General features: G+C 38.9%; 22 protein-coding genes and 1 riboswitch. Of the genes, 6 read left to right on the top strand and 16 right to left on the bottom strand.

All coding sequences use genetic code 11. The annotated features are described in order from the left end of the window. Window positions 1-72 precede the first annotated feature (72 nt). Complete coding sequence (locus MHB39_RS08490; RefSeq protein WP_342546291.1) at window positions 73-1,536, bottom strand: PLP-dependent aminotransferase family protein; 1,464 nt, start codon at window positions 1,534-1,536, stop codon at window positions 73-75. 101 nt (window positions 1,537-1,637) lie between these two features. Between MHB39_RS08490 and MHB39_RS08485 the strand changes: the two genes are divergently transcribed. After that, window positions 1,638-3,044, top strand: a complete 1,407-nt coding sequence (locus MHB39_RS08485; RefSeq protein ID WP_342546290.1) for a pyridoxal-dependent decarboxylase — start codon at window positions 1,638-1,640, stop codon at window positions 3,042-3,044. Window positions 3,045-3,234: 190 nt separating this feature from the next. On the opposite strand, the gene MHB39_RS08480 is transcribed toward MHB39_RS08485, so the two are convergent. The 7 genes from MHB39_RS08480 to MHB39_RS08450 form a co-directional block, all read right to left on the bottom strand. Then, window positions 3,235-3,849, bottom strand: a complete 615-nt coding sequence (locus MHB39_RS08480) for an HD domain-containing protein (RefSeq protein ID WP_342546289.1) — start codon at window positions 3,847-3,849, stop codon at window positions 3,235-3,237. A gap of 702 nt (window positions 3,850-4,551) precedes the next feature. Further along, window positions 4,552-5,595, bottom strand: coding sequence for a DUF917 family protein (locus MHB39_RS08475; RefSeq protein ID WP_342546288.1), 1,044 nt, complete (start codon window positions 5,593-5,595; stop codon window positions 4,552-4,554). 16 nt (window positions 5,596-5,611) lie between these two features. Next, entirely contained in the window at window positions 5,612-7,186 is a 1,575-nt protein-coding gene (locus MHB39_RS08470; RefSeq protein ID WP_342546286.1) for an OPT/YSL family transporter, read from the bottom strand. A gap of 22 nt (window positions 7,187-7,208) precedes the next feature. Then, window positions 7,209-7,961, bottom strand: a complete 753-nt coding sequence (locus MHB39_RS08465; protein ID WP_004269401.1) for an IclR family transcriptional regulator — start codon at window positions 7,959-7,961, stop codon at window positions 7,209-7,211. A 12-nt stretch (window positions 7,962-7,973) separates the two neighbouring features. Continuing rightward, the gene (locus MHB39_RS08460; RefSeq protein WP_342546285.1) at window positions 7,974-9,653 is read right to left on the bottom strand and encodes a hydantoinase B/oxoprolinase family protein; all 1,680 of its coding nucleotides are present in this window, start codon (window positions 9,651-9,653) and stop codon (window positions 7,974-7,976) included. A 3-nt stretch (window positions 9,654-9,656) separates the two neighbouring features. After that, entirely contained in the window at window positions 9,657-11,693 is a 2,037-nt protein-coding gene (locus MHB39_RS08455; protein ID WP_054550816.1) for a hydantoinase/oxoprolinase family protein, read from the bottom strand. A 450-nt stretch (window positions 11,694-12,143) separates the two neighbouring features. Further along, entirely contained in the window at window positions 12,144-13,823 is a 1,680-nt protein-coding gene (locus MHB39_RS08450) for a formate--tetrahydrofolate ligase (RefSeq protein ID WP_342546284.1), read from the bottom strand. 213 nt (window positions 13,824-14,036) lie between these two features. On the opposite strand from MHB39_RS08450, the gene MHB39_RS08445 reads away from it, so the two are divergent. Together MHB39_RS08445 and MHB39_RS08440 are read left to right on the top strand one after the other, a co-directional pair. Then, a complete protein-coding gene (locus MHB39_RS08445) occupies window positions 14,037-14,237 on the top strand; it encodes a cold-shock protein (RefSeq protein ID WP_004269397.1) in 201 nt (66 codons plus the stop codon). A gap of 145 nt (window positions 14,238-14,382) precedes the next feature. Beyond that, window positions 14,383-14,652, top strand: a complete 270-nt coding sequence (locus MHB39_RS08440; protein WP_342546283.1) for an amphi-Trp domain-containing protein — start codon at window positions 14,383-14,385, stop codon at window positions 14,650-14,652. Window positions 14,653-15,015: 363 nt separating this feature from the next. Here MHB39_RS08440 and MHB39_RS08435 read toward each other — a convergent pair whose 3' ends face one another. Beyond that, window positions 15,016-15,801 carry a VOC family protein gene (locus MHB39_RS08435; protein ID WP_016994895.1) on the bottom strand — a complete coding sequence of 262 codons (786 nt, stop codon included), beginning with the start codon at window positions 15,799-15,801 and terminating at the stop codon, window positions 15,016-15,018. 149 nt (window positions 15,802-15,950) lie between these two features. On the opposite strand from MHB39_RS08435, the gene MHB39_RS08430 reads away from it, so the two are divergent. Further along, window positions 15,951-16,436, top strand: coding sequence for a flavin reductase family protein (locus MHB39_RS08430; protein ID WP_036076325.1), 486 nt, complete (start codon window positions 15,951-15,953; stop codon window positions 16,434-16,436). Between the two features lie 91 nt (window positions 16,437-16,527). On the opposite strand, the gene MHB39_RS08425 is transcribed toward MHB39_RS08430, so the two are convergent. From MHB39_RS08425 to MHB39_RS08405, 5 genes are all read right to left on the bottom strand, one after another. After that, window positions 16,528-16,683, bottom strand: a complete 156-nt coding sequence (locus MHB39_RS08425; RefSeq protein ID WP_004269393.1) for a YezD family protein — start codon at window positions 16,681-16,683, stop codon at window positions 16,528-16,530. Between the two features lie 71 nt (window positions 16,684-16,754). After that, window positions 16,755-16,850: riboswitch (SAM riboswitch) on the bottom strand. 170 nt (window positions 16,851-17,020) lie between these two features. After that, the gene (locus MHB39_RS08420; protein WP_342546282.1) at window positions 17,021-18,115 is read right to left on the bottom strand and encodes a heparan-alpha-glucosaminide N-acetyltransferase domain-containing protein; all 1,095 of its coding nucleotides are present in this window, start codon (window positions 18,113-18,115) and stop codon (window positions 17,021-17,023) included. After that, entirely contained in the window at window positions 18,105-18,701 is a 597-nt protein-coding gene (locus MHB39_RS08415; protein WP_342546281.1) for a TetR/AcrR family transcriptional regulator, read from the bottom strand. The genes MHB39_RS08420 and MHB39_RS08415 overlap by 11 nt, the downstream gene beginning before the upstream one ends. A 103-nt stretch (window positions 18,702-18,804) precedes the next feature. Beyond that, complete coding sequence (locus tag MHB39_RS08410) at window positions 18,805-19,479, bottom strand: phosphopantothenoylcysteine decarboxylase (RefSeq protein ID WP_342546280.1); 675 nt, start codon at window positions 19,477-19,479, stop codon at window positions 18,805-18,807. Window positions 19,480-19,550: 71 nt separating this feature from the next. Then, window positions 19,551-20,432, bottom strand: a complete 882-nt coding sequence (locus MHB39_RS08405; protein WP_312124462.1) for a LysR family transcriptional regulator — start codon at window positions 20,430-20,432, stop codon at window positions 19,551-19,553. A 134-nt stretch (window positions 20,433-20,566) separates the two neighbouring features. On the opposite strand from MHB39_RS08405, the gene MHB39_RS08400 reads away from it, so the two are divergent. After that, window positions 20,567-21,466, top strand: a complete 900-nt coding sequence (locus tag MHB39_RS08400; RefSeq protein ID WP_036076321.1) for a DMT family transporter — start codon at window positions 20,567-20,569, stop codon at window positions 21,464-21,466. 36 nt (window positions 21,467-21,502) lie between these two features. Here the strand turns inward: MHB39_RS08400 and MHB39_RS08395 are convergent, their stop codons facing one another. Both MHB39_RS08395 and MHB39_RS08390 read right to left on the bottom strand, forming a co-directional pair. After that, the gene (locus MHB39_RS08395) at window positions 21,503-21,940 is read right to left on the bottom strand and encodes a general stress protein (protein WP_036076320.1); all 438 of its coding nucleotides are present in this window, start codon (window positions 21,938-21,940) and stop codon (window positions 21,503-21,505) included. 190 nt (window positions 21,941-22,130) lie between these two features. Beyond that, on the bottom strand, window positions 22,131-22,571 hold the full coding sequence (locus tag MHB39_RS08390) for a DNA starvation/stationary phase protection protein (protein WP_016994902.1): 441 nt from the start codon (window positions 22,569-22,571) through the stop codon (window positions 22,131-22,133). 217 nt (window positions 22,572-22,788) lie between these two features. Here MHB39_RS08390 and pepF point away from each other — a divergent pair, with 217 nt between their 5' ends. Continuing rightward, entirely contained in the window at window positions 22,789-24,603 is a 1,815-nt protein-coding gene (gene pepF / locus MHB39_RS08385; RefSeq protein ID WP_036076319.1) for an oligoendopeptidase F, read from the top strand. Window positions 24,604-24,713: the final 110 nt, after the last annotated feature.

The raw sequence follows: 24,713 nt of genomic DNA, 5'->3' as shown, positions 1-24,713 counted from the left end.
TATGTAGACGATTATTGATATCCACTATTCATCATAACATCAAACCGCAGGTAAACAAAGAACAACAAACTATCAACGAACTGGTGGCATGTCCTGTAAATAGGATTCCATAAGCTGACAAAGCTTGATGATTCCTTGTGTTAAGTCGTGGGGTTCAGGATAAGAGTAACTAATTCTTAGATGGTGATATTGTGGCTCTCCTGGATAACAAGCTGAGCTTGGTAAAAAGGTAATTTGGTCTTGTTGAGCCTTCCATAACAGCTCATCCGTATTGCCATTACTAGGTAAAGACACCCAAATATTAAGTCCACCTTTTGGTTCGATCCATGTAACGCCCTTTGGTGCATGCTTATTCAACAATGCAATCGTTTGATCCCTTCTTATCTCAAGCGCAATGCGCAGTTTTTCTAAATGGGCATGCATTCGGTCTGAACGTAAAAATGGAATCAGTGCCTTTTGTGTTAATAAGGGATTACCCGAATCGGCACTGGATTTGGCAGATAAAAGTCGTTGATGAACGGTACCTTTTGAAAGGATAGCGCCGATTCTACAGCTCGGGGCCAACGTCTTACTAAAGCCTTTTAAATAAATAACATGACCACTTGTATCTAAAGCTTTCAGAGGTGGTGGTGGTGGGTTATCGTCAAAATAAATTTCATTCCATGAATCGTCCTCTACAATAAGAAAGCCATATTGTTGGGCAAGATCCAGTAATTCTCTCCTTCTTGCTTTAGTTAAAACTGTGCCTGTGGGATTATGGAAGGTAGGATTTGTATAGATAAGCTTTGGCTGTTTGCTTAGGCAGAGTGTCGCTAGAAGAGCTGTCTGCATTCCTTCCTCGTCTACTGGTATGGGAATAATGTGGGCCCCACGATTTCTAAAGACATCGATTGCTGCTGTATATGTAGGAGCTTCGGTAATGACAATATCTCCAGGTCCAATAAATGTTTTAGCCACTAAATCTATACCTTGTTGTACACCGTTTGTCACAATAATTTCCTGTGGTGTTGTGGCAATATTACTATATGTTTTGACATAGTCTCGGATTGCCTTTCGTGCATCTTCATCCCCCTGTACCGATCCATAACGAGCCACAATCTGAGGATCTGCCTGTAATATCGCCACAATTTCATTCACCAAATAAACAGAGGGTAATAATCCAGGGTGGATGGTCGCACTGGAGAATTTCATCGCATATTCCATTCTTTTATTTAACATAGATTGTGAACGTTGAATGTAATCAGGAATGGTTAGTTGCCAATTATAATCACTACCGCTCTCATTTGTGCTTCTTTGTTCTTTGTTTCGAACAAACGCCCCCTTGCCATGTATCACTTCAATATAACCATTTCTTTCTAATAAGGCATATGCCTTACTGACCGTGACAGGACTCACTTGATTTTCTTTTGAAAAGCTCCGAATAGAAGGTAATTGGCTCCCTTCCTGTAAAAATTCTGACCTTATTTTTTCTGCAAGGATAGTTGAAATCTGAGTAATTAAAGATTGATCGGACTGACGATTCAGCTTTATTTCCATTGGACCTCCAACTGTTATAGTCTTCATTTGACTGTTATATATATCACTATATAGTGTAGAGGCAGAAATAGCTAAGTTAAAATGAAGGGAAATGATGACACATGATGAACATGAAGCAAGATCAGGAAAAAATAAAAACGCTTTTAATGGATGTAGTTGACCATGCAGCCAATTTTTTTACTAATCTGGAGCATAGAGCTGTAACGAACCATTCCCCTAGCCTTCCTACTCCGACACTTCCAGAAGTGGGTGAGGGTGCTCAGGCAACACTTCAATATTTTACAAAGCAATTTGCTGAAGGCTTAAATAGTAGTGTAGGCTCAAGATACTTGGGTTTTGTCACAGGTGGATCTACCCCTGCTTCGATTGTTGGAGATTGGTTAGTAAGTATTTACGATCAAAATTTATCCCATTCTAAGGGCTCTATTGCAGGTTCAATGGAGCTTGCGACAATTGACATGCTAAAGGAGTTATTGCTATTAAGCGATGATTATCGAGGAACATTTGTCAGTGGGGCTACGATGGCTAATTTTGTAGGACTTGCTCAAGCAAGGGAATGGATTGCACAATACTATGGAAAAAACACTGCTCTGGATGGTCTATATGGTATCCCTCCAATAAAGATTGTTAGCGGAACGCCCCACTCAAGTATAATCAAAGCAACTTCTATGCTTGGTATGGGAAGAAATTCCATTCATACTATGCTATGCCTAGAACAGCGAGAAGCCATTGACATCACAAAATTACAGCAGTTTCTTGAAGAAAACCTACATGAACCTTGTATAGTTGTAGCAAATGCGGGAACTGTCAATACGGTTGACTTTGATGATTTACAAGCAATTGGCGAGCTAAAAAAGCGATATCCTTTCTGGCTTCATATCGATGCGGCTTTTGGTGGCTTTGCAGCCTGTTCACCAAAGTATCGTCACTTTATCGAGGGCATGAATAATGCAGATTCTATTACAATTGACGCACATAAATGGCTGAACGTCCCTTATGATGCGGCTATGCAATTTACCCGTCATCAATCGTTGCAAGCAACCGTTTTTCAAAATAATGCTGCCTATCTTGGTAGTTCCCTTGAAAATCCAGATTTCTGTGATCTTACACCTGAAAATTCACGTCGATTTCGTGCGCTGCCTGCTTGGTTTTCTTTACAGGCCTATGGTAAATTGGGCTACCAACAATTAATAGAAGAAAATGTACTGCTTGCACAACAGCTTGGTCATAAAATAGATGACAGTCCCTACTTTACATTGCTAGCACCTGTTCGACTGAATATCGTATGCTTCGCTGTCAATCATGAGGCACTGACAGCTGAAATGAACCAACAATTTTTAACGACTTTAAATCAGCAAGGCAAAGTATACATGACGCCAACTGTCTACAAAGGTATGCCAGCTATTCGTGCGGCTTTCAGTAATTGGCGCACTTCCCAAGCAGACCTGACAATCATTTGGGAAGCATTAACAACAACGATATCCCCTTTTTTTAATGAATCCATCTAAGCTATTAAATGGTAATGGAGTAGCATGATGAAGGATTCCTCATTTGTTGCGCCTCCAATAATCACTACAAAACTAAAATGCTACTTGCCATAGGAAATGCACGCTTCATTATTTTTGTACTACGAAGACCATAGCCGAATGAAGCACAAAAACCGCCCTTCAAAGTGAAAAGCGGTTTTTGTGCTATGTGCTATTGACCGATTTCGTGCTGGAGTTGCTTTAAAAAACTTTCCATAAATTGATGACGTTCAAGTGCCATTTGCTTGCCCTTTTCCGTCACCATTAAATCTTTTAGCAGTAATAATTTCTCATAAAAATGAGTAACAGACGCGGTATTGTTTTGACGATATTCTGACTCTGACATATTTGTGCGTGCTTCTTCTTCCTTATCATAAAGCTTGCGACCTTTTGCGCCACCATAAGCAAATGTTCTGGCAATGCCAATAGCACCAATCGCATCTAAACGATCTGCATCTCGTACGATTTTTGCTTCCAATGATGTTGCTTCTAGCTCATTCCCACCATTAAATGACACTTGAGCAATGCAATCTCGAATATGTTGCTTTTTACCCTCACTAACAGATAATTCCGCAATAAGCTGTTCTTCCTTTTCCTTGCTATCTGTATACTTTTTGTCACTGACATCATGTAAAAGCACCGCTATTTTCACAACTTCTTCATCTGCTGTTGGCTCGCTATGTAGGATAGCTAATGCATTTTGATAGACACGTTCAATATGTTGAAAATCATGACTAGCATCAAATTGATCATATATTTCACGTACTTTATTCATTAAATGATTCATAGTCTTCACTCATTCCTTTCCTACAAAATTATACTGTATTTTATTACATAAGAGGTAATCTAGAAAATTAAAAATCAAATCCATTTCAATTGACTAATTTTTCAGAATATTGTATGATAAACGTACAGAACAGCTATTTGTTCTGTACCTCATATTTTTCAGCAATGTACAACAGCTGTGTGTTTAACAGATTTAACATTAACTTCAGCGGGCTTACAATTGAATAACCTGTTTAAAAGATGACGTGCGTATTGAAAACCTATCATCTAAACAAATAAAAGTGAACACTTTCCCTTAGAAATTCTTTGTTTAACCCGCATAGCCAAATGTACATGCCGAAAATGTGAACAACAAGTTAGTTTGTTGCATGACCAAAAGGATTTCGCCAGTTGTAGCAGAAGTGCATTGTTTTTTCATTACTGGTTGTTACCTTCTTCTAGTCAATACCTTGATTATGTATGAACGTAGCTCCTCCCTTTAATGAAAATCGTACACGATAATTGCTTACAGCTTGTGAATACCACGTTCGATGAGTTGTGCAAATCAGTAAGAAATTCATTTAAGCCATCAATGTATGAAGTGAAAAAGGAAGTAGGAACGATTGTGATAAAATGTATTACCATCCCGCTGAAGGACAAATAAAAGCTGCCCATCTTACATTCAAGTAGATGATGGCAGCTTTTACTGTTTTATTTTCTTACTTTATAGAACGCCTTTGATCACTTCATCAATTTCCCGCAATAGTGCTTCGTTTTGCATGGTTGTACTTAATTTTAAGTTAGATTGGTCTACATGAATCACTGCGACATGCATTCCTTCTTCAATACTTGCACTTGGAACTGGCATCATTTTCTCTGTATCGAACGTCATAATGAGATCTGGGAATTTGGATTGTACCTGCCCTTCCTTCAATAATGTCATATATTCATTCCAGAACGTCAGATGGTAATCACCCACTGATAATTCCCCTACATCGAAGCCATTTTCCTTTGTTAACGAATAATTTGTGACAGCGCCTGATACGATGTGCACGCCATTCAAATACTGCAACACATGGGCTAGCTTTTCTTCAAAGGTTTGCCCATTTAAGAAGCAATAGCCAAGCTCTATAGCCATGGTAATCGCATTTGGTGCGCCATGTTTTTGTAAATAGTCAATCGTCACAGGATTTCGAGTGACCCCGACTAGCCCGCCTGCTAAAATAGAAGCTTGGCGTGCTGTCTTTGCGGTGCTGTGTAAATTCCCTTCCACAAAGCCTTGAACGGCGAAGTCACCTTTTCCTCCTGCATAAAATTGTACGGATTGATATTCTTGTTGTTCATGGAGATTTAAAGAACCCATGATTCCCGTTGGATGTGCTCGTCCATTACAGGGAGCATCCACAACAGGTACATTTAATAAGACTGACTGCAACCAGCCATTGATCGTCGTGATGGCACCATTTTCATTGGTAATGATGCCCTTTAGACGTCGATTGATATAGTTGTTCATACTACGATAGCTCCAACAAAGCTGTTCATTTGAAATATATTGATCGGCCGCTGATGGCGCACCTACCATTGCCACACAGGCAACTAAATCTTCTTGGTCTAATTCGGTAATATCCACGATTTGAGGTTCGCCTGCTGCAAAGATTTCCTCCACTAGCTTGAGTCCTTCCTCTAGGAGACCACCGCCGCCTCCGCCAAGGATTGCTCCTCCATAAACGGCAGCAATCCCATCCTCATACGATAATCCTTTCGCCATTCAGCATGACTCCTTTCTATTTCCCTATTTTTAGAATGGAAGAGAAGAAGCTATATAGCGCATCTCCAGCGATGACACCTGCTGCAAAGACCGTCATTTCAGATTCTCTCTTACCTTTCGTCACATATGTGAAAATAACACGAAGTATGATACCAACTAATACAGCCCAGCCAGCAATTGGATTGACAAGTAATAAACCTGTTGCAAATAAGATACCCATTTGACGTTTTGAACCACCAATTAGCTGAATTAATGCACCTGGAATCGCCCAAATCATTAATTGTTTCGCTACATCGCCTGTAACGCCTGATTGAATTGTTGCTGCATACACATGGTTAACAGGTGCTACTAAATCCTGTGCAAAATAAGATTTATAGGATAGCAATACTACAACTGCGGAAATTGCAAAAGCTAGCATACCAGCAATCAATTGTTGCTTGCGACCTTCTTTTTCTAATGCAACATCACTACCATTACCACGTAAAATGAAACCAGTTTTTAAGTCATAGCCCATATCCGCAAATGCTACCCCTGTAGCAGCACTATACCCTGCTAGTAATGCAAGTGCTGGAGCTGGGAAACCAATTAAAATACCAACAATCAGTGTAATAAATGCCACTGCAAATGCAGGGAACCAACCCGCATGCATCGCTGCGATACCTACAATTAGCTCATGGACAAATGCAGCAATCGTTGCAAAGATGATGAATCCTATTAACATACCGAAAGACATGTGTGAAATAATCCCGCCTAAAATAGCGATTAATAGAGCAATGGCTAAATATGCTATAAACCCAACACCAAATGCTTGTCGAATTTCTTTTGCATCTTTTGAATAGCTTAACTCTTCTGACTTTTTAGCCGACTTTTTATTCAATAAGGCAAAAGCTACTTGGAAAAGTGCTACAATCCCAGCACCAATCATAACGCCATGTGGAATATAGTAAGCATTTAAGTCAACATTAAATAATTGAACAGAATAGCCTCTTAATAAAAGCCCAATCCCAAACATCGTCAGTGCCCAAATATTACCGATGAACGCTACCCCAAAAGCTGACATTGGAATTTTCAAAACAGATCCCACGATACCAATTAACACGCCACCAATTAATACCTTTGCATTCTTACCGCCTTTATCGCCCGCTTTAATGGCTTCAGCTGTTGCAATTCCCGGTGGCCAAGTACCTGCTGCTGGGAAAATCTTTGTATCGAAAAATTTATATAATAATAAAGCATCAACAAACATCGCTAAAATAACACCGATAAACAATGGTAATACTAAATTTTCATAGCCTAATACATATGGAATACCAATTGGCAACATTAAACTACTTGCTGCACTAAATGTAGCAGAAGAAATCGCCGTTTGAATAATATTTTGTCTGTGTACAGATTTAAAGGCAATTAGCTTGCCAATCGGTATTCTTCCAAGAATCATCGCAAATATTGCCCCTACGATTGATGTATTGGCAGAAATCCCTAAAGTCGTAATTAGCTGTATCCCAATAATTGCCCCCACAACAGATGTTAAGACGATCATTAGTAGAGTTACAGGCTCTAAAGCCCTTGGATGTAATACTTTATTATTCATAGTGTCAGCTCCCCTATTGTTGTTATAATTTTGAAATGTGTGATTGTATTTGCTGAGCTACTTTCACTAACTGTTCAAGCATATTTTTCTCCCTTTGATCATCTAAATCATATACTAACCCAGAAATTGTAAGAGACGCAGTGATTTCCTTTTTATAGTTAAATAATGGTACACTGATGCCAAATGCATGTTCATTATACTCCCCGACGGTAACACACCAGTTGTTTTGGCGAATTTGTTGCAGCTCTTCCTTTAATGACGCTAGGAAAGAAACCTGCTCTTCCTTCGATTGTTCCTCATGAAAGAAGGCCATTAACTCCAGCTGTCTGTCCTCCTCTAAATAAGCAAACATGACCTTACAGGAAGCACCGATGTAAAGGGGTGTCTTTGTTCCTAAAGACACCGCATACTTTACATTTTTATTGCTTTCGGCTATTTTCGTTGTGACACCGTATTCATTGTCCATATAAGTAAGAAATACTGATTCATTGATTTCACTGGCAAGATTTTGCATCAATTCATAAATGGTCGAGTGAGGGTCTTTTGAATTCGATAACACATCATAAAAAAGGTACATTTTATAACCTAATTTATATTTTTTCGTGTGTTCATCCTGTATTAAATAACCCGCTTCTGTAAATGTATTAATGGTTCTTTGCACGACACTTGTCGGCAGTTTCATCATGCGTGAAATTTCACGAACACCTAATGCATTTTCTGTCGTTGCAAAGCATTCTAGTATATCCAATGAGTTTTTTAATGTCTTGACAGTCATCTATTTCTCCCTTTAAGCGTTTTGATAACCGTATCGCTCTTTCGCTACATCTACAGAAATATATTCATTTAATAGATCACGTTCAATGGCCTCTAAGCTTCGTTCGTGTGGAAGACCATAACCACCGCCAGTAGCAGTCACAAGCTCAATACGGTCGCCTTTTTGCAATTGATAATTGGCAAGTACGCCAACAGGTCCAATTTTCGTTCCATCCTTTTTATGAATGATTAAATAGTTGTGAGAGCCTTCTCCACCACCATTTAAACCGAATGGCGCGAATTGATGTCTACCTAAGTTCACAGAAACCTTTTGACCATCATGATTGACTGTATAAACGCGACGAACACCTAAGCCACCTCTAAATTGACCAGCACCTGCACCGTCACAATTTAAGCTATATTCATCAATTTGAATACCATATTTTGTTTCTGCAATTTCAACTGGAAGATTATAAGTTTCACCATCTCCCATACAGTATTGCCCGCTTTGCCCATCCTCATCATTCGCTGCTCCCCAGCCACCAACAGATGGCTCAACAATTAGGAATGACTCATCATTTTCAGGATTTTTCCCAGTGAGAATAAACGTACAAACAGATTGTAAATGCCCCGCCGATAAGCGTTCTGGTAAATGCGGCGCAAGAGCTTTCCAAATTAGATCAGCTGCCCCAATACGTGCCTCAAAATTCATAGACACAGGATGTGGGCGTTTAGCTGAAACAATCGAATTGTCATCTGTGATAATCGTTAAGCGTTTAAAGACACCTTCGTTAATTACGTCAATATCACCAAGTAATGCTAGGAACATAACGCGCACACTTGCCATTAAACCAAACTGAGAACAGTTCATTGGCACATTGACTGCAGGATGTGAGCCTCTAAAGTCACAAATAAACGCCTCATCACTAATTGTGACTTTCACTTTTATTGGATAAGGTCCACCCTTTAATGGGTCCCCTTCAATAAAGTCCTCCGCATAAAATTCACCTTTAGGTAGGTGTTGAAGCTCATACTCTACAATTTTCTCACCCTTGTCCAATAATTTTTGAATGGACAATTTCACCGATTCCGCACCAAACTTCTGACAAAGCTCTGCGATTCGTTTTTCACCTGTTTTTAAGGCGGCTACTTGTGCAAACATATCACCGATTGAAAGCTCTGGTAAACGAACATTCGTAGAAATGATTTCATAGACTGCATCGTTCAACTCACCTTGATGATAAAGTTTGACACCTGGTAGCTGTAAACCTTCCTGATAGATTTCATTAGAATTACTTGTAAACGAACCAGGGTCCATGCCCCCTACCTCTGTCCAGTGTGCTTTATTGGCAGAGTACGCAATAATTTCACCGTTGTAGAAAATTGGGAGAACTAAGCCCACATCCGATAAATGCGAGCCACCTCCAACATAAGGGTCATTGATAATAATGACATCACCTTCATGTAGTTTTTTCCCATTATCAAACTTCTCTATTACACGCTGTACCATTGGACTTAACATCCCAATAAAGCTCGTTACACCGTTTCCTTGACTAATTAAATTACCCTTGGCATCTGTTAAACCACAAGCATAGTCTAATACTTCATAGATTACTGGACTCATAGAAGAGCGTGCTAGAGCTATAAACATCTCATCGCCTATAGCTAGCAATGAATCTTGAATAATTTCTACTGCAAAAACATCTTTTTTCATGTTTTATTTCCCCTCCATCTCTACTATCAAATTGCCGTATTTATCAATTTCAATTGATTGATTATTATTGATTACGACGGTAGATGTTGGATTTTCCACAATTGCAGGACCTGTAATGACATAGCCAGGCACTAATTTTTGTTGGTCATAGACATTGACCTCTACCCAACCTGTTCCCTTCACATATAAATTGCGTTGTGCCTTGATACATGTAGAATTGTCGATATGAGAGAAGTCTAGCTCTTTAAATTGAACCGCCTCATCTTTCCCGTAGATTGTAAGATGTAAGTTGACTAACTCAATTGGTGTAGCTGGTAAATCAAAAGAAAACTCTTGTTTATGTTTGATATGGAAGGCTTCTGCTAATGCAAGTAGCCCCTCTTCATCAAGCGTAATAGCTGATGCATTTAATTTAACGGCATGCTCTTGACCTTTGTAGCGTAAATCATAATTAATTTCAAAATAATAATGATCCTTTGATAATGGTGCATCTGCATAGGCATTAGCAATGACTTGATCAATATTTTCTTGAATAGCCGCAAGATGGTCTTTGTCAAAGTTCATTAAACTTGTTTGAATGTAATCTTGTCGATATTCGGTCATCATCATTCCTAATGCTGAGAAGACGGATGAGCCATAAGGAATAATGACTTTTTTCATACCAAGCTCTTCTGCTAAATTAATCGCATGTAGTGGACCACCACCACCAAATGCCACCATTGTAAAGTCTTCAGGATCATAGCCTTTACGAATAGAGATCAGCTTCAGTGCATTTAACATATTGGAGTTTGCAATATCTAAAATACCCTGTGCTGCTTCTTCTGCTGACACATTAAATGGTTTCGCAATTGCTTCAACAAGAGCCTCCTCCACTTTGTCAATGGATACTGGGTTATCAAAGTTTGCTAAGGATAATCTTCCTAAATAAACATTGGCATCTGTAATTGTTGGCTGTGTATTCCCTAAGCCATATGCTACAGGCCCTGGCTTTGCCCCAGCAGAATCTGGTCCAACCTTTAATGAGCCAAACTGATCTACACGTGCGATAGAGCCACCACCATTTCCGATTTCCACAATATCCACTACAGGTGTTTTAATTGGATAGCCCGCAAATTTTTCATTTCTTTCAATATAGTAATCTGTTGTGACATTGACTTTGCCGTCTGTAATAAGCGAACATTTTGCTGTCGTCCCACCAACATCAAAAGCTATGATATTCGATTCATTTAAAAGTTGGCCTAATTTAGCTGCCCCAAACATCCCTGCTACAGGTCCAGATTCAACGAGGTTGATTGGTAGCTCCATTGCTTTATCAAAGCTTGTAGTTCCGCCATTCGATTGCATAATTTTTAAATGGTCTGTAATGCCAATTGTGCTTAATTTCTCTTTTAGGCTTTTTAAGTAGGCATGTGCAATTGGCTTTACATAAGAATTAAGGACTGTTGTGTTTGTTCTTTCATACTCACGGTATTCTTTAATCGTTTCACTTGAAAGTGTGATATATACTTCCGGCCAAATTTTTAAAATGGCTTCTTTTAACTGTTGTTCATGAATTGGATTTTTATAGCCGTGTATTAAGGAAATGGCAATCGCCTCAACACCTAATTCCTTAAATTTATAAACGATCTCGTCAACTTCCTCGGTATTAAGCGCTTTCATAATATTTCCTTTAAAATCAATTCGCTCATCAATTTCTTGACGTAAATAACGCTCTACAAATGGTTCTGGCTTTTTATATTTAAAGTTATATAAGTCTGGTCGATTTCCACGAGCAATTTCTATAACATCACGGAAACCCTTTGTTGTAATTAACCCAACTACGCCCCCTTTTCTTTCCGTTAATGTATTGATGATAACCGTCGATCCATGAATAAATGATTCAATGAAAGAATCTTCCGTTACATGTCGTCCTAATACATTTAATATGCCATCCTCAAAGTGACCAGGTGTCGTATGTCCCTTATCAAAATGAAGATTTCCTTTTTCATCTGTGAAAACTAGGTCAGTAAAAGTACCGCCAATATCTGTTGCGATTTTCAAGACTTCATCCCTCCGTGTTCCTATTATCGGTACAGTGTTCCGAATTAGAATTAAATAAATTATATTTAAAAGAAAAAGAAAATTCAATGTATTTTTTAAATAAAAATTCATTTGACAATTGTCCTTCGTTGTAAAAACCCGCTCTATCTTTCCAATATCAGAGAACTATTGATAAAAAATACCAAACACATTTATATAAGGAAAGTTCTCGTGATTTTTGTGCAACATAAAAAAGATCCTAGTTTTCACTAGAATCTTAAAATCGTTTTAAAAAAATTAATTTTTATGAATTTTTACTCAAGAGGTGGATGAAGGAATCATCCGAAATTTTACTTTTATACCATATTTGCATTGTAGATAGACGATGAATTGGGTCACCTCCTACGAACCATGTTTACCCATTATCAATAAAAAAGCTGCCCATTTAAGTAGGCAGCTTTTAATATTCTGTTAAAACAATCCTACCGCATGTCCTTCGTTATCGACATTCATGCGTAGCGCAGCTGGTGCTTTTGGAAGTCCTGGCATTGTCATAATATCGCCAGTTAGACAAACTAAGAAGCCTGCACCAAGCTTTGGAATAACTTCGCGAATTGTGATGGTAAAGCCTTCTGGACGACCAAGTAAACTTGGTTGGTCTGATAAAGAATACTGGGTTTTCGCCATACAAATTGGAAGGGAGTCCCAACCAAATTTTTCGATTTGGGCAATTTGTTTTTTGGCTTGGTCTGTAAATTGTACATCTTTCCCGCCATATACCTTTTGCACAATCGTACGTACCTTTTCTTCAATTGACTCTGTTACATCATATAAAGGAGAGAAGTTGTTTTCTTCCTCTAGCACAGCTAGTACTTGCTCAGCTAAGGCTAGACCACCTTTACCGCCCTCTTCCCAGACATTCGTACGGGCAATGCGAACATGATTTTCTTGACACCAGTTCAGAACGGCTTCTAGTTCAGCCTCTGTGTCCGTGATAAAACGATTTAAGGCAATAATTGGTTCAACGCCAAATGTACGAACTGTATCTACATGTTTAGCTAAGTTTTCAATTCCTTGTAGGAGTGCTTCCACATTTTCACCTACAAGCGCTGTTTTCGGTACACCACCATGCATTTTTAATGCACGAATTGTCGCTACAATGACAACTACGCTTGGTTTAAAGCCTCCCTTACGAGCTTTAATGTTCATGAATTTTTCAGCACCTAAATCAGAGCCGAAGCCCGCTTCTGTCACCACAATATCAGCTAGCTTACGAGCGGTTTGTGTCGCCATAATAGAATTACAGCCGTGGGCAATATTCGCAAATGGACCACCATGGATAATAGCAGGTGTTCCCTCTAATGTTTGAACTAGGTTTGGCTTGAAGGCATCTTTTAATAATAGTGTTAAGGCACCCTCTACCTGTAAATCACGCACAAAGACAGGCTCACGCTCGAAAGTATAGCCAATCACGATACTAGCGATACGCTCACGTAAATCCTCAATGCTTGTTGCTAAACAGAATACCGCCATAATTTCAGAGGCAACCGTAATATCAAAGCCATCCTCACGCGGCATGCCTTGAACAGGACCACCTAATCCCACCACTACCTTACGAAGGGCACGATCATTTAAGTCCATGACACGCTTCCAAATAATGCGTCGTGGATCAATGTTAAGTGTATTTCCTTGGTGGATATGATTATCAATAAATGCGGATAAAGCATTGTTAGCTGTTGTAATCGCATGAAGGTCGCCAGTAAAATGTAAATTAATATCCTCCATTGGTATAACTTGTGCGTAACCTCCGCCAGTTGCGCCACCTTTTACGCCCATGACTGGACCTAATGATGGTTCACGTAATGCGACCATCACCTTCTTATCTAATTGATGAAGGGCATCTGCTAGTCCAACAGTCACAGTCGACTTTCCTTCACCAGCTGGGGTTGGACTTATAGCTGATACTAATACTACCTTTGCATCCTCGCCCTGAGCAGTAATTTTTAATGGGTCGATCTTTGCTTTGTAGCGTCCATACTGCTCAAGAGCATCCTCTGGAATACCCGCAGCATTGGCAATTTCCGTAATAGGTTTGATCACTGCTTGACTAGCGATTTCTAAATCTGATAATGGTTGATTTTTCGTTGTCATTTGGCATCCTACTTTCTATGTTGTTCATTTCCATTATAGTCTTAATTGTGAAAAAAAAGAAAGCCAGATATGCAAGCATTTCGTCAATCAATTGACTTATTTGTTCAATTCCTGTATGTTCTAAGAGAAAATGCAATTTTTTCACATTTTCTCAATGAGTGCACCATTTATTTAACTTTATTTTACATTCAAGCGCATTGGAGGCGAATGCTTATGCAACAGGGGATCGTAAAGTGGTTCAATAATGAAAAAGGTTATGGCTTTATTGAATGTGATGATGGCGAAGATGTATTTGTTCATTTTACGGGCATCCAGGAGGAAGGCTTCCGTACACTTGAAGAAGGTCAAAAGGTTTCATTTGATGTTGTGGAAGGCAATCGTGGACCCCAAGCATCAAATGTTGTAAAACTATAAGCGTAATGGGACTATCCGTGTAGTTCCAGATTAGCAGCGGATTAGGAAATGCATCGTTTCCTTCATCCGCTTTTTGTGCTGTTTTATAAGCTTAATGACCCCTCCATGTTATAATAGAAGTAATAATACGTAAGGAGGGATTTCGATGCAAAAATCAATGACAGAAGTTATTTTGAAGCATAAAGAACGACAAAGTGTAGCAGAATTTGCGGCAACACTGGAAACGATTGCAGAAAAGCTTAAAGAAAATGGTGAATTCACTTTTGTTCAAGGCACAGAGCCAACAGTTGTCAGCCCAAGTGAACAGCTCAAAATCGAATACTCCTATACAAAAAAGGGCGACAAGCATTCATTTGAAATTGAGTTTGATTGGTACACAGGTACAGAAACACCGAAAAAAATGACAATCGAATAATAATAGGCAGCGAAAATCCACTTCTTTGATGAAGTGGATTTTTCCATATTGTTGAATAAAGAGCATGTCACTAGAAAAAGACCTTTTAGCAAGGTGAGGGGTTGATTTCGCTCCAGGGTCTCCTGTGTAACGCTAAATCCACAGGAAAGCAAGTAGCCTGCACCAGAAATTCTATTAATGGTTTTGTTTTTCAATACTTATGTAAAGATGCTGGAGCAAAGGTGTTTCAGCCCATAAAAATACCGAGCTATCCACTAAAACGCTTACGAAGTGTTTCGGAATAGTCGGTTTTTCTAGTTATCATGTTTAAAGATTATTCGGCTTAATGAAGGTCCATGTTAGTTATGTTCCAGCCTTTTTTCATTATCGATTTATCCAATAAAAAGCACCTGGGCAAACTAATGTTTCCTTTGTTCGCTTAGGATCCTTTAATGTCACGCCAAATGGTCCCTCTTTGACATGACCGAGTGTCATTGCCTTCGCACTCTCTTCCTTGTAGAAATCTAACCGCATATTCGGTAGCTGTAGTGACATATACTGCTCATATTGCGTAGGCTCTGGTAGCTGTAGCACCTCTTGCCACAGCTGAACGGTTGCCTGCATGTCCCTGACATAGAATTGGACGGATTCCATCGTTATAGCCTGTTTTACATCAATGGCACCACTTGCCTTTAATTGTGCCAAACGCTCTTCATCTTCCTCCGCCCATTCAATCAAAAATGGAAAATCAATTGGAAGATCTGGCTTACCAAAATGCAGTAGCTTCCATTCTACCACTGTGCCATCTGGTCTTGTTCTGCTACATGCATCTGGCCCATATACTTCATAGCCCAATGCTCGCAAGCGCCGACCCTCTTCCTCAATATTTTTTGTACGCAGGGCAATTCGAGAAAATCCCTGGCGCTCTTGATCACGTTTAAACGTATAATGTAGGGAATATGGGTATTGTGCCGCTTGCTCAAATAAATCACGATCATAAATAGCAATTTGTTCAATATAGCTTAAGCCAAAGTAGCTTAACGTATTATAAGTCCCCCACATCGTGTGCTGCCCACCATTCACTGTATGAACATTTCGTTTATTGAAGAAAACCTTTATATTTTCTGGTGATTCCACTTGATGAACCAGATGATCAAAATATAAAGTCATGGCCATTCCCCTTTCTTTCCCCATTACCTTTACCTATATGTTTGATTAGTTTAAAATTTACTCAAGAAAAGGAGTTACTAGTAGGATATGAAAAAAAGTTTCGTTTACCTACAAACTCCGTTCACTAATTTCATAAAGAGGTGATTTGAATGACAGATTTAGTAGCTGCCTTTAAATTGGCATTAGGTAATTATCCTACAGGCGTAACAGTTGTCACGACATGTCATGACACACAACCTATTGGTTTAACCGTCAATTCCTTTGCATCTGTTTCAATCGACCCGCTCCTTATTTTGTGGTCACTCGATAAAAAATCTCAGCTCCATCCTTATTTCACGGCTGCGCCAAATTTTGCGGTCAATATTTTAGCGAGTGATCAAGAGCATTTATGTACACTTTTTGCTAGTAAAATCCCTGATCGCTTTGCACAAGCACAGTGGTCAACTTCCACTTTAGGACTACCGATTCTACATGATACAGCAGCTAATTTACAATGTAAAACATTTCAGCAAATCGATGCGGGCGACCATACCATTTTTATTGGGCAGGTGGTAGACATTACAAATGCTCAAAAAGAGCCTTTGCTTTATCATCGCCGTCATATCGGTCCCATACCAAAAGGCTTTTATAGCTAGCCTATCACACAAAAAAAGGGCCACTTGTAAGCACAGGATATCCTTCATGCTTATAGGTGGCCATTTGACATAAGTTCTACTGAAATCATTGTTATTTTTTCTGCGGAAATCTTTGCTTTTCAAGCCTATTAATTTGCACAATTACACCATCTTGAATCGTAATATGCACTTCACCAAATTCAAGATTTTGAATCGCCTTCGCAATTGCCTCTAGTTTCTTATCATCTACTTTTACTGACTGAGCCATACGAAACACCCCTTCTTTCTTATTCCTTATTGTTCATAAAGAGGCCAACGCATCAAACTGATTGATAGCCCCTCCTATCTCTCAGACACCATCTGTTGGATTTGGCACCTGTTTTTCGGTTGCCGAGGCTTCATTGGGCCAAGTCCCTCCACCTCTCTTGATAAGAGTACTGCGTTTCTTGAAAATAATTCTATAATTCCGCTATAGGAATGTCAATACAAAATATTAGAAAACCTAGTTGAATACTATGTAATGTGTCATTTAGATTAAAAGACTCCTTATACCTAAAGTATTTTATGCCTAGTCAGTGAGAAATAGATGGCAATCCATTAATTTATTACGAGCTCCATTTCCTCATTATGAATTCAAGTGGGCCTCGATGATGTTTAGCCCTCCACCATACAGAAACAAAGACACATCCTAAAAAGTAACAGCAAGCATACAACATAGAAAAAGCAAGTGTTTGGTTCTCCAGCTTTTGGCAAACAATTAGTATTCCAATGCCTATAAAAACATGGCCAACATAATGCGTTAAAGACATTTGTCCAGTTAAGATTAAAGATTGAATGACTTTATTTTTATATGTCTCTACAAGATAGATGGAGCCCACGATAAGGACAATAGCCGAAGCCGAATTAGATAGGACATACATCATATTTGGTGGAATCGGTCCTGTATCAAATAAATACAATGCACTCTCTACATCCAATAAATGAATGGTTGTCATCTTAATGAATACTGTTGAACAAGCCTCAGTCAAGATGACTAGCAATAAACCAGTCACCAATAAGATTTTTCGTAATGTACGATTTGTTAAATCTAATGTGCCGATTAACATGCCGATCAGAAAAAAACAAATCCAGGGGAAAAGTGGGTGATAGCCATTAAACAGCAAATTTCTAATAAATCCTACTGGTGTCCAAAAATCCAGATACTCTAGTAACACATATGTTGGATGCCAGCCAGCAAGGTAATTAAATTGAATTTGAAGCCATTGTGAAAGGATAAGAATGACACCGATAATAAACATCATCCTTTTCTTAGATTGGGCAATCAACCATGCGGCAACAAACATATACACGCCATAATAATGTAATATATCTCCTGTCCAACCGATCGCATATAGTACTATCCCTATCACGAATAACAAAAGCGACCTCTTCCACAAAATAAGTCGATTCTGACGAAGAAGCATTGGGTCCTTACTCTCTCTAGCCTGACGAGTCATTAAGGCTGTTCCTATTCCTGCTAGCATGACAAATACGGCCGACGCACGCCCCTCAAACATATTTTGTAAGGCAATCAACCGTGTTGAACCATTCGTTGTAGAACCTGTTATGACGCCAAAATTGACAATGAACATACCAAGCATAGCGAGAGCTCTTGCAAAATCAAGACCTTCAATGCGCCGATCATCATTTCTATTTGTCATCTTTGCCCCCTTGAATAACGCTATGTACAGCCTCCTTCCAAATAGCTCTATAGTTCAATTGGTTACCTGTTAACATGAAATTACCGATATTATCATAGACCATGGCTAGCATCTGTGCCTTTGCTTCTATATGAGGCGTATCGTCTAGAACTCCTAGCCGCACACCCCATTGTAGGACTTCAACAAAGCTTGTTAAAAAGCTGGTTTCTAGCTCCACTAATTGTCTCTTATAGTTTTCATCGCGAGCCGCTAATAGTACATATTGATTAAATATTTTATTAAAATAAGGATCCTTGCCCTGTGCCTCAATAGACTTATAGCCAAGCTCGAGTAATTTTTCCTTAAAATTAGCGGAAGAAAGCTCTTTATAATCCACAGCGATATCCTGTTGAATTTCTTTATACAATTCGTCAAATATGTAAGCGATTAATTGATCTTTTGATTGAAAATAATAGTAAATGGCTGGTTTTGAAATACCTACCTCAGTAGCAATCATTGATAAGCTTGTTTTTTCAAACCCATTTTCCGCAAACATCACATAAGCAATTTCTATAATCTTTTGAAAGGTTTGTTCTTTATTTCCCATTATTACCCTCCCTTTTTTACCGACCGTTAAGTAAATATTATAGGATGCTAACCTTTTAGACAAGAAAAAACTGTGTAGAAATAGTTCTCTACACAGTTCACATTTATTGATTTTGTAAATGCATCATTAAAGCTTCTGCTGTTTTTTGCTTACCCATTACTTTAAGAGGCTGTCCATCAGCAGGTACAATCCAATGAGGTTCATCCCCCCCATATAAAGACTGAGAGCTATTTGCTACCATAAATTGAGCATTGGCTGTTTCCATACGCAGTCTTGCGCGAGCTAACAAGAATTCCTCATCATTCGTGGCTTCGAGCTTAAAGCCTACTAATGTTACATTCGGTTGCCAGCCCTTAATTTGACCTAATACTTTTGGCGCTTTTTTAAAATGAATAATAGGTGGTTCGTCAGAAGGCATTTTCCCCGTTTCCTCCATTAAATTACCTGATTGATCATACACTTTGTCAATGACCCAATCAGAGCCCGCAGCCGCCATAATGACAATATCGATATGTTGTTGTTGAACTGCATGACGCACCTTTTGCCCTAAATCCTCTATACCTTCAAATTGTATCAATGTCATAACATTTTGGTTTTCTGGGAGCTGTGCAAAGTAACCATGCATGTATACTACATTAGCGCCAGCAGCCAGCGCCGCCTCTGCTAAATAACACCCCATTGTGCCTTTTGATAAATTCGTGTGACCTCGTACACGATCCCATTTTTCAAGTGTTCCCCCACTTGTAATCAGTACGGTTTTGCCCTGTAATGTCCCCATACACTCACCTATTTTCTGAAATATATACAATTACTATTTTAACGTAATGTAAGGATATGCTTCAATAGCCACTATTTTAGGGAGTTGTTTTGCTCTTTTAGCCAAGCACTTAATATCTCTGCAAATTTCTTTGTGACGGGCGAAGCATGATGTTTCATGGCAATACCAATCGTTCGGTAGCCACCTTGTTTTAATGGAATCGCTTTCAATGTTGGCGGTAAATTTTGAATAACCAACTGAGGTAAAATACTGATCCCTAAATGATGAGAAATCATGGAAAGAATCCCTACCTCCTCAGAAAGCTCAAAGCGGATATTCGGCTTGACATGATATTGCTCTAATAGCACCTTGACATCATTTGTCCCTTTATAGGAAGTCATAATAAATGGCATATCCTCTAGATCTACGATATCAATTTCTGTCTTATTAAATAAAGGACTTTTATCCGAAACAATACATAACAATGGGTCCTGTTGGAGCTCAGTGAACTGATATTGCTCTGACTTTTGACCATTCAAAAATCCTACTTCCACTTCACCGCTTAAAAGCCATTGTTCAATTTCATAGTAATCTCCCTCTCGTAACTCCACCTGTATCCCTGGAAATTGATTATCCATGATCTGAACAATTTCTGGCATCCAATTCGAGGAAATACTCGATATTACACCAATTCGAACCTTACCGCGTGTTACGCCAAGAATATGAGCTGCTTCCTGTTGCAATAATTCCTGAGCATCCAAAACCTGACGCATTGCCCTTAGCATTGTTTGTCCCTCACTCGTTAATGTTACACCTACCCGACTTCGATGAATGAGAGCAAAGCCAAACTCTTTTTCTAAACTTGATACGGCATGACTCACAGCAGACTGTGTTAACCCTAGTGCATCCGCTGCTTTTGTAAAGCTTGCCACCTCTGCCACCTTTGTTAAAATCTCATATTTAACTAAGCTCATCCACAATCCCTCAATATACATGAATTTTTTTAATCCTATTCATTATAAACATTCGTTTTACTAATCACAATACAAGATATATAGTAATTTTTAGTATAAAAACTGTTTTAGTACACAGATGGTAGGTGAACATAATGAGTATCCAAGGAAAAGCAAATGTATTGATGGTTATTGTCACAATGTTTTGGGGGCTCTCTTATACCTTTATGGTCATGGGGCTAGAAACGTTGGCAGTTTATAATGTGGTGGCATTACGTTGTATCATCGCATTTTTCGTAGCAGGACTTATTTTTTACAAACGGATGATCAAAGTAAATGGTAAAACATTAAAATATGCGGCTATTCAAGGATTTTTACTATTCATTGTGTTCGCGTTAAGTTTATTTGGTTTACAGTCTACTTCTGTTTCAAATGCTGGCTTCATCTTGAGCCTAACAGTCGTGTTAGTGCCGATTTTCAGTAGCTTTATTGAAAAAAAGTTACCTTCTCGTGCAGTTAGCTTTGCGATCATTTGTACCATGATTGGGATTACCGTCTTAACAGCACACGGCACATTCACTTTCCATAAAGGCGATTTATTAGTCGCAATTGCTGCGTTAGGTTATTCAATTTATTTACTTTTAAATAGCTCATTCACTCGAAATGTAGAGTCCATTTCATACGGAATTTATCAGCTTGGCTTTGCTGGTATTTATGCGCTAGTGTTAACTTTTCTATTCGAAACACCAACATTGCCAAATTCAACAACATCCTGGATTGCTATTTTAGGGCTTGGCATCATCTGTAGTGCGTTTTGCTTTGTGGGTCAAACTGTTGCACAACAGTATACTTCTGCTACACATACAGGTCTTATCTTCTCCTTAGAACCTATTTTTGCCGCTATGTTTGCCATGATGTTTATCGGAGAAGGCTTAACAATGAAATTAATGATTGGTGGTAGCTTTATTCTTATTGGTAATTTAGTGGCTCAATTAGAGCACTTCCATGCCCTACGCTTTATAAAAAAAGACGCACAAGAAAAAGTCATACAGTAAAACAGAGTGATCACTGGGATCACTCTGTTTTACTCTTTATAAAAATCTTCTATATTGCTCTGCCTCTATCATACGTTGTTGATTTCTTAAACGCTCCTCTTGCTCTTCAGCAGTCTCTGGATATGTTTGGAGTGTATCAACATCATCCTCATGCTCTGCATATAAAACAATACTGCCTTGTTCTACAAGGTGTGCATAGTAAGCGATTTGTCCCTCTGACAGATTAAATCGTTTTAAGCCCTCTGTAACGGCTGAGTCGCCTGTAAACCAAGATTTAAATTGGTCTACCCAATTTCCAGCCTCATGCGTTTGCACATCGGCATCCCATTTTACATCCTCAAACTGTTGGGGATCTCTCGCAATAATATGAATATCGTCTTGGTGATAACCTTCCATTCGCATATTCTCTAAAATGTGAAGCATTTCATCCCTTGTATGGGCCACCTCAATTTTTGGATTTTGTTCATTCATCATGTTCAATTCCTCCTATGTTGTATGGCTTACTAGATAATTACCCGCACTGCACACAAGCAAACCCGTTTTACTCAACTGTAATAATTGTTAAATTGCCTTAAACTACGTTGCCCGTTTGACATAATGCCTTCAGGGCAGAAAAAAAACATGCTGGAGAGAATTTCTTCTCCAGCATGCCAATTGTCAATTTTTACTTGTCAAGAAAGGCTTTTAACATCCATGTATGCTTTTCAAGAGACTGGTACATGGCATTGAGTAAATCCTCTGTACGGTCGTCTCCTTCTTCTGCAGCTAGCTCCATTGTAGAGTTTAAAGCTTTCATCAGCTTTTGGAAATCTGAGATTGTCGTTGCAACCATGTCCTCTGTCGTTTCTTCACCTGTAGCTTCCTCTACATAGGATAGCTCTAGATGCTCTTTTAATGTCGCCACTGGCTTGCCATCCTTTGATAAAATACGCTCTGCTATTTCATCTAAATTCAATGTTGTTTCATTATACAGCTCTTCAAATTTTGCATGTAATGTAAAGAAGGCTGGACCTGTGACATACCAATGATAATTGTGTAGCTTTGTATAAAGCACAGACCATGTCGCCACTAGCTTATTTAGTTGTTTGTTTAAGTTTTGTGTCATAATCAATTTCTCCTCCAATATGTCTCGTTCTAGCCATTAGTATGCGTAATGAAAGATGTTGGCTATACACTCATTGTTCCCGACCGACAATATTTCAAACATCCTTCATAAGAAACGATTTAGAGTAAGAATATTTCAACTATTCTACGAAATTATTTCACTTTCCGAAATAGTTTCGTTATAATGAAATCACTTATATGTAAAGGGGTGTCCATAAATGAAAGTTTTACCATTACGAAAAGATGTTGCAGTAGAAGAAACTTGGGATTTAACAGATTTATTGAGCAATGAGGCTGATTTTGAACCTACCTTAGCACAATTAGTGGAAGATGCACTTAGCTTCGAGCAACAATACAAAGGTACGATTACAAATGCACAAAAAGTAATTGACGTGTTAACAGCCTTTGAAGAGCTACAAAAAAAGTTTGTTCCGATTGGCACATATGCAAGCTTAAATCTCGAAACAGATCGCACAAATGATGTAGCCCAAATGCGTGCGGCAAAGTTTGGTACAGCTATCGGAAAAGTCAGCAGTGCACTATCCTTCGTGCGTAGCGAGTTACTGGCATTGGATGAAGCTGTTTTACAAGAAGCAGCAGCATTAAGCCCTCTTTACAAACGCTATCTAGAGGAATTATTAAAACAAAAACCACACCAGCTCCATCCTGAAGTGGAAAAAGCGCTGGCAGCCTTCAGTGCCACATTTGACGCGCCATATAAAACGTACAATACGACGAAATTAGTGGACATGGATTTTGGCGAATTTGAAGCCAATGGCGAAAAGCATCCTCTTAGCTTTGTGCTGTACGAAAATGACTGGGAGTTTGAAGCAAATACAGATGTACGCCGTGCTGCATTTCAAGCTTTTTCAAGCAAGCTACGCGATTACCAGCATACAACGGCACAAGTATATAACACACATATTCAACAAGAAAAAACAATGGCTGACCTAAGAGGCTTTAATTCTGTCATTGATTATTTATTATTTGATCAAGATGTCGATCGTTCCCTCTATAATCGTCAAATTGATTTAATTACAAAAGAGCTTGCCCCGCATATGCGTCGTTATGCAACGTTGATTCAAAAAGCCAACGGAATCGACCAAATGACATTTGCAGATTTAAAAATTGCGCTGGATCCTGAGTATGATCCACGATTATCAATGGCTGAGGCAAAAGAATATGTTGAAAAGGCCTTAGCCGTTATGGGTGAAGACTATAATCAATTAATGGAGAGAGCCTTTAATGAACGCTGGATTGACTATGCGCCAAACAAAGGAAAATCTACAGGGGCATTCTGCTCAAGTCCGTATGGTAGCCATCCTTATATTTTAATGTCTTGGAATGAACAAATGAATGAAGTCTTTACACTTATTCATGAGCTTGGTCATGCTGGGCATTTTGCAAATACGTATGAGCATCAGTCTTATCTTAATAGTCGACCATCTCTGTACTTTATTGAAGCGCCATCGACAATGAATGAAATGCTGTTAGCGAATTATCTACTAACACATAATGATGATCTACGCTTTAAACGTTGGGTGATTTCCAATATTGTAGCGAAAACATATTATCATAACTTTGTTACACATTTACTAGAAGCTGCCTATCAACGCAAAGTCTATGAATTAATTGATGCTGGAGAAGCAGTGAATGCAACCATACTCAATCAATTAAAACGTTCCGTATTGGAAGATTTCTGGGGTGATACAGTCGCTATTTCTGAAGGTGCTGAACTCACATGGATGCGTCAGCCGCACTATTATATGGGCCTTTATCCATACACATATAGTGCAGGGTTAACCATCTCCACACAAGTGTCTCAACGTATTTTAAAAGAGGGCGCTCCAGCTGTTGAAGATTGGCTAGCAGTTCTTCGGGCTGGCGGCACAAAATCACCAGTGGAGTTAGCGCAAATGGCTGGGGTTGATATTACGACCGACCAACCACTTCGTGATACAATTGCCTACATTGGCCATTTAATTGATGAGCTTGAACGTCTGACAGTGGAAATCGAAGCCGTTCAGCAATAATTTAACTAGAAAACGGTCCTGCCTATTCAAAGGTGTAGGTCGTTTTCTTTTTTTAGTTCTAAGTAGAAAAATACGTACATATACTAGAATCAGGGCGTCCCTCTACATTT

The sequence above is a fragment of the Lysinibacillus sp. FSL K6-4013 genome (assembly GCF_038630435.1).
Taxonomy (GTDB): domain Bacteria; phylum Bacillota; class Bacilli; order Bacillales_A; family Planococcaceae; genus Lysinibacillus; species Lysinibacillus boronitolerans.
The sequence above is the reverse complement of the archived record's forward strand: the minus strand, read 5'-3'. Positions and strand labels throughout refer to the sequence as shown.

What these genes read in the sequence shown, in the direction of transcription:
- MHB39_RS08450 (WP_342546284.1), bottom strand. Translation starts at nt 13,823, where the DNA reads ATGACAACGAAAAATCAACCATTATCAGATTTAGAAATCGCTAGTCAA.
- MHB39_RS08390 (WP_016994902.1), bottom strand. Translation starts at nt 22,571, where the DNA reads ATGACACAAAACTTAAACAAACAACTAAATAAGCTAGTGGCGACATGG.
- MHB39_RS08445 (WP_004269397.1), top strand. Translation starts at nt 14,037, where the DNA reads ATGCAACAGGGGATCGTAAAGTGGTTCAATAATGAAAAAGGTTATGGC.
- MHB39_RS08395 (WP_036076320.1), bottom strand. Translation starts at nt 21,940, where the DNA reads ATGATGAATGAACAAAATCCAAAAATTGAGGTGGCCCATACAAGGGAT.
- MHB39_RS08490 (WP_342546291.1), bottom strand. Translation starts at nt 1,536, where the DNA reads ATGGAAATAAAGCTGAATCGTCAGTCCGATCAATCTTTAATTACTCAG.
- MHB39_RS08420 (WP_342546282.1), bottom strand. Translation starts at nt 18,115, where the DNA reads ATGACAAATAGAAATGATGATCGGCGCATTGAAGGTCTTGATTTTGCA.
- MHB39_RS08405 (WP_312124462.1), bottom strand. Translation starts at nt 20,432, where the DNA reads ATGAGCTTAGTTAAATATGAGATTTTAACAAAGGTGGCAGAGGTGGCA.
- MHB39_RS08465 (WP_004269401.1), bottom strand. Translation starts at nt 7,961, where the DNA reads ATGACTGTCAAGACATTAAAAAACTCATTGGATATACTAGAATGCTTT.
- MHB39_RS08425 (WP_004269393.1), bottom strand. Translation starts at nt 16,683, where the DNA reads ATGGCTCAGTCAGTAAAAGTAGATGATAAGAAACTAGAGGCAATTGCG.
- MHB39_RS08415 (WP_342546281.1), bottom strand. Translation starts at nt 18,701, where the DNA reads ATGGGAAATAAAGAACAAACCTTTCAAAAGATTATAGAAATTGCTTAT.
- MHB39_RS08440 (WP_342546283.1), top strand. Translation starts at nt 14,383, where the DNA reads ATGCAAAAATCAATGACAGAAGTTATTTTGAAGCATAAAGAACGACAA.
- MHB39_RS08430 (WP_036076325.1), top strand. Translation starts at nt 15,951, where the DNA reads ATGACAGATTTAGTAGCTGCCTTTAAATTGGCATTAGGTAATTATCCT.
- pepF (WP_036076319.1), top strand. Translation starts at nt 22,789, where the DNA reads ATGAAAGTTTTACCATTACGAAAAGATGTTGCAGTAGAAGAAACTTGG.
- MHB39_RS08475 (WP_342546288.1), bottom strand. Translation starts at nt 5,595, where the DNA reads ATGGCGAAAGGATTATCGTATGAGGATGGGATTGCTGCCGTTTATGGA.
- MHB39_RS08460 (WP_342546285.1), bottom strand. Translation starts at nt 9,653, where the DNA reads ATGAAAAAAGATGTTTTTGCAGTAGAAATTATTCAAGATTCATTGCTA.
- MHB39_RS08480 (WP_342546289.1), bottom strand. Translation starts at nt 3,849, where the DNA reads ATGAATCATTTAATGAATAAAGTACGTGAAATATATGATCAATTTGAT.
- MHB39_RS08485 (WP_342546290.1), top strand. Translation starts at nt 1,638, where the DNA reads ATGATGAACATGAAGCAAGATCAGGAAAAAATAAAAACGCTTTTAATG.
- MHB39_RS08410 (WP_342546280.1), bottom strand. Translation starts at nt 19,479, where the DNA reads ATGGGGACATTACAGGGCAAAACCGTACTGATTACAAGTGGGGGAACA.
- MHB39_RS08470 (WP_342546286.1), bottom strand. Translation starts at nt 7,186, where the DNA reads ATGAATAATAAAGTATTACATCCAAGGGCTTTAGAGCCTGTAACTCTA.
- MHB39_RS08400 (WP_036076321.1), top strand. Translation starts at nt 20,567, where the DNA reads ATGAGTATCCAAGGAAAAGCAAATGTATTGATGGTTATTGTCACAATG.
- MHB39_RS08435 (WP_016994895.1), bottom strand. Translation starts at nt 15,801, where the DNA reads ATGACTTTATATTTTGATCATCTGGTTCATCAAGTGGAATCACCAGAA.